Origin of the sequence: Bacillus sp. AP50 (assembly GCF_040492675.1) — a bacterium.
Taxonomy (GTDB): Bacteria; Bacillota; Bacilli; order Bacillales; family Bacillaceae_G; genus Bacillus_A; species Bacillus_A cereus.
The window spans coordinates 1-4,784 of the sequence record NZ_JBEUTW010000640.1 but is presented as its reverse complement, the minus strand read 5'-3'; the positions used below and the strand labels follow the sequence as shown (position 1 = coordinate 4,784).

Here is a 4,784-nt window from a genome sequence, read left to right as displayed (position 1 = left end):
GCCCAATATAATTATACATCTATTTATTTTTATTTCACCATATAAATAGATTTTATTTGTATTATAATGGGAGTTTTATCAAAATTGTTGTTCCTATTCCTTCTTTGCTTGTAACACTAAGCGCACCGCCATGAAGCTCTACCATTTTTTTAACGATAGCTAAACCAATACCTGCACCTGCAGCATGATTATTAATTTGGTAAAATGATTGCTCAATATATGGTAAATGTTCTTTAGCAATTCCAATCCCTTCGTCTCTTACCTTAATCACTGCTTGTCCTTCTATTTTAGTCGCTTCAATGTGTATTGTGCTTTTTTCATGTGAATACTTAATTGCATTTTGAACAATATTCAAGAAAACTTGCTTTAGCCTATTTCGATCTCCCATCAATTCAATTCGGTCTATAGTAGTAATAAATTGAATTTCCTTCTCTTCCGATTTAGGAGTTAATTGCCAAATCGTCTCCTCTAGTATATCGTACAATTGCACCTTTTGTTTATATAAATTAAAATGATTTGATTGTAATCTTGAAAAATCTAGCAATTCTTCTACTAAATGAATCAACCTATCTGTCTCACCTGAAATAATGCCCATACCTTGCTTTATTTCTTCTTCTGTTAAATGATCTACTGTTTTTAACGTCTCACTCCAACCTTTAATTCCTGTTAAAGGCGTTCGTATTTCGTGCGAAATAGAAGCAATGAATTCATTTTTCATCTGCTCAGCCTTATCTATTTTATAGGCCATATAATTTAAACTATGTGCCAAGTCACCTAATTCTCCAGGATAATCTTCTTTAATTTTTTGCTTTAATGTGCCTTCTGCAATTTGTGAAGAGGCTTGAATAATGGATTCAATTGGCTCAACAAATGAATTTGCCAAACGTCTACTAATTAAGAAGGCAACTCCTGAAATAACAATACCTACAGAAATAGTAAACGTAATAATTTCAATAATCTTTTTATTTACATTTGTTAAAACAGTCGTGTATTTTAAAACACCAATAGTTTGTCCTTGATGTATAAGTGGGCTTAGCACCTCTAGTTGTTTTTTATTACCTTTCGTAGTAACTTGATTATACATTTCACCTTCTAATAATGATTGTGAAATATTCACTTTACCTTCTACCTTTTCACCACTTGAAGATTGTATAACCGAGCCGTGACGATCAATTAACTGTAATTCTGTTCCTTCTAATTGAAAGCTACTAATTATGTCACCACTATATTCTTGTAATCGAATAAAGTATAGTGAATTGTATTCTGAAAAAAAACGTGTACTCGTTTTCGCATGAGACTCTATATATTGCACAATACCATTATAATAGTATCGATAAATTGAAACTGAAAATACAACTTCAAATAATACAAGCATAAGTGTAATGACCGTCATAAAATATAGAGTCACTTTCCGTTTCATCTTATACTTTCCTTCCACACATATCCTTTTCCCCACACCGTAAGAATAAATTCAGGTTCTGATGGATTACATTCTATTTTTTGACGTAACCGTCTCATATTTACATCTACTACTTTCGTTTCACCTACGTAATTAGTTCCCCAAATCATATTTAAAATTTCATCACGCGAAACTGGCTTTGAAGCCTGATTCATTAAATACTGTAATATCATATACTCTGTAGGTGTTAAATCGACTAATTGTCCATCTTTATACAATCTTTCTTCTATAATATTTAACGAAAATGGACCTGACGTAACAATATTCGTTTTTTCTTCATGTGCTTCTATTCTTCTTAATAAAGACTGTATACGTGCAGTTAATACTACTGGACTAAACGGTTTTGCAATATAATCATCTGCCCCTATTCCTAGTCCTTGCACCTTATCTTCATCTTGTACACGTGCGGTTAACATAATAATACCTATTTTTTCATTTTCTTTCCTGATAGCCTTACAAACTTCTAAACCATCAATTCCCGGTAACATAACATCCAGCAGTGCTATATCAACAGTTTGTTCACTCAAAATCTGTAACGCTTCTTCTCCAGTAGTAGCTTCTATTACATAAAATCCAGCACGTTTTAAATTTAAAACAATAAAGCTACGGATTGTTAATTCATCTTCTAAAACTAAAATTTTTGACATAATTCCCACCTCCTACTCTTGTTGATAATCCGCTAGCGGTTTTATATATGCTTTCACTTTTTCAAATTTCGATTGCTTCGGTACTGCATATACGTGAGAAGCTGTTTTAATTGCTGCGCTGTAGCCTTTTATATTGAACCATTCTTTCCGCTTAAAAATATGAACTTCAAGCCATATTTCATTTGTTCTTGTATCCAAAAACTTTTGAGAATTTGATTCTTTTTGCTGATCTGGTATTGTAATTTTCCCTATTAACTCTTTAGGAATTTTCACATAATATCCTTTTTCTATATCTATATATCGTTCTTCAATTGGTTTAATTCCAGATTCACTCCACTGTATGTAACGTTCAAAAAGCGGACTATCGCCATGTGATTTATCCTCCCAACCTTTTGGACGTACAGTACGAACAAATTCAATAATGCCGTCTTCATTAACATCTTTACTTTCTACAACATATTCATTAAATAAATCTTCTTTCCCATCTATAGGCAATACTTCATAATGATCCTGATCAAATTTTGCTACATAAGTTATACCTGAATGAGCGCCAACTCCTGCATCAATTACTACCGCCTTTAGTGATTTAGATATACGACCCATTTGTATTCTTTGAATACTATTTATAAATGGATCGTATGACACTTCAGATAAAGTCTTAAATTGTTCCATGAACTCAACTGTCAGCTTCTCATCTTTTTCAAATGTAACAAGGCTTATATCTTTCAGTCCATTTTCATTTAGATCCTCTATGAATAACTTCGTATAACTTCGATTATATATTTCCTTCATCTCTTCATTTTCTTCCGAAAAAACATACATAACATGTTCTAACGATTCACGATTTACAGAGATTCCGATTAACAACTCTCTCTTCCCGTTCCCTGTAAAATCACCGACTTCAACGATATCTACATCTCCTCCATCAAATTTATGTGTGGACTTTATTCTCCAGCCATTTCCGATTTCTTCATATACGGCTAAATATACGCTATGATCTTCATTCGGCAATTTATAAAATAAGATGGCTTCTTTCTTATTATCTTGTTTAAAATTCATTGACCAAATCATCTGTTTATCTTTGTTAGACATTGGAGTAAGTAAGCGATAATTAACAGGTAAATCTTTATCAATTTGTTCCTTTAATTCATTAATCCATTTTTCATTTGTAGGAGCTTCCATTAGACTTGTTGGAGCCTCAGACATTTTACATCCAGTCAATATAAAGATAATTCCCATCATGCTTAACCATTTCTGCATATGATATCTTTCCTTACCACAAATTTTGAATATGTCCTTTTACTTTTTTACCTATCCATTATACTCATACATATGAGTATAATTTTTCTAAACTAAAAAATCGTTACAGAAAAGTTACAAATACATTCCCATAAAAAAAGATTGGCAAAAGCCAATCTTTTTTTATTATTCGTTTCGGACTGATTTTGGCGTTACACCTAAATGATCATTTAATTTTTTGGAAATGTCTTTTACATTTTTTTCATTTGGAATGTAATAATAAATACCACCGATACGTTTATCTGTACCTTCTATTTGCATTTTTTCCATTTCCAAATTAGATCCTGCCATATTTTTTGTAATGGCCAGCATATCGTCAAATGTTAAGTTCGTTTTCATATTTTTATCAACCGCATCCAGTAAAGAGCCCATTTTGCTAATTGATTGAACAGACATCGCTTTTTTAGCAATTGCTTCTATTACAAGTTGCTGTCTCTGTCCACGCATTGCGTCACTATCAATTTTACGCGTTCTTGCAAGTGCAAGTGCTTGTTCTCCATTTAAATGTTGGTAACCTTTTTCTAAATGGATCATACCAGCTTGGTCTTTACTATCTTGTTCAGTGAAAGTAACTGGTACATCAATATCAATACCACCAATTGAATCGACAATTTGTACGAATGATTCAAAGTTAAACTTCACATAATAATCAACAGGGACATTTAAAAATCTTTCCACCGTATCACGTGTGCTTTCTACGCCACCAAATACGTGAGCATGAGTAATTTTATCTAATTTTTTTCTAGTTGGAATGTAAACACGTGAATCACGTGGAATACTTACTAGCTTAACAGACTTATCATCTTTATTAATTGTTGCTAATAAAAGTGCATCTGTTCGAACTGCTTCGCCATATTGGCTTTTTCTCATTTCACTTCCATCTACACCCATGATTAATATTGAAATATTATCCTTTAAAGGTTCAACTTCTTTATCACGCTTTGATGACTTATCAATTTTTGCATACGCATCATTTACAACAGCTTTTGCTTTATTATATATAAACGAACCATATCCTACTCCTCCAAAAATAAGTAGGAAAAATGGAATTAATATGAACCATTTTATTGACTTTCTTTTAGAACGCTTTTTATTACTTCTCGTATTTTGTTCTAATTCAGAGCTCATACCCATTCGCCTCTCTTTCTCTTTACCAAGTATAATGTAAGTCTATTTATCTTCATATTGAATTTCCTTTCACTAACCTTACAATTTTGTAAGGTTACTACTTAAACCCAATACGTATTCCATTTCACATTATACTCTCGTACTTATTTTTGGCAAGTCACTATTTACCAATTTCAAAAATTTAGCACTTCGCAACATACGGATTTACAAATTTATTAACTCTTTCATTTTAAATTAGAATGTCTTTTTCC

Annotated in this window: 4 protein-coding genes; all 4 read right to left on the bottom strand. The window is 31.9% G+C overall.

Annotation, left to right across the window (positions count from 1 at the left end; translation table 11 throughout):
* Window positions 1-61 precede the first annotated feature (61 nt).
* On the bottom strand, window positions 62-1,420 hold the full coding sequence (locus ABWK52_RS27785) for a sensor histidine kinase (protein ID WP_097842616.1): 1,359 nt from the start codon (window positions 1,418-1,420) through the stop codon (window positions 62-64).
* Complete coding sequence (locus ABWK52_RS27780; RefSeq protein ID WP_098327476.1) at window positions 1,417-2,106, bottom strand: response regulator transcription factor; 690 nt, start codon at window positions 2,104-2,106, stop codon at window positions 1,417-1,419. The genes ABWK52_RS27785 and ABWK52_RS27780 overlap by 4 nt, the downstream gene beginning before the upstream one ends.
* 12 nt (window positions 2,107-2,118) lie before the next feature.
* Window positions 2,119-3,366, bottom strand: coding sequence for a hypothetical protein (locus ABWK52_RS27775; RefSeq protein ID WP_048568913.1), 1,248 nt, complete (start codon window positions 3,364-3,366; stop codon window positions 2,119-2,121).
* Between the two features lie 165 nt (window positions 3,367-3,531).
* Complete coding sequence (locus ABWK52_RS27770) at window positions 3,532-4,533, bottom strand: LCP family protein (RefSeq protein WP_001987131.1); 1,002 nt, start codon at window positions 4,531-4,533, stop codon at window positions 3,532-3,534.
* Between the last annotated feature and the right edge of the window lie 251 nt (window positions 4,534-4,784).

Bases quoted from the DNA above. Each gene is read 5' to 3' on its own strand.
- ABWK52_RS27785 (WP_097842616.1), bottom strand. From the start codon at position 1,420: ATGAAACGGAAAGTGACTCTATATTTTATGACGGTCATTACACTTATG.
- ABWK52_RS27780 (WP_098327476.1), bottom strand. From the start codon at position 2,106: ATGTCAAAAATTTTAGTTTTAGAAGATGAATTAACAATCCGTAGCTTT.
- ABWK52_RS27775 (WP_048568913.1), bottom strand. From the start codon at position 3,366: ATGCAGAAATGGTTAAGCATGATGGGAATTATCTTTATATTGACTGGA.
- ABWK52_RS27770 (WP_001987131.1), bottom strand. From the start codon at position 4,533: ATGAGCTCTGAATTAGAACAAAATACGAGAAGTAATAAAAAGCGTTCT.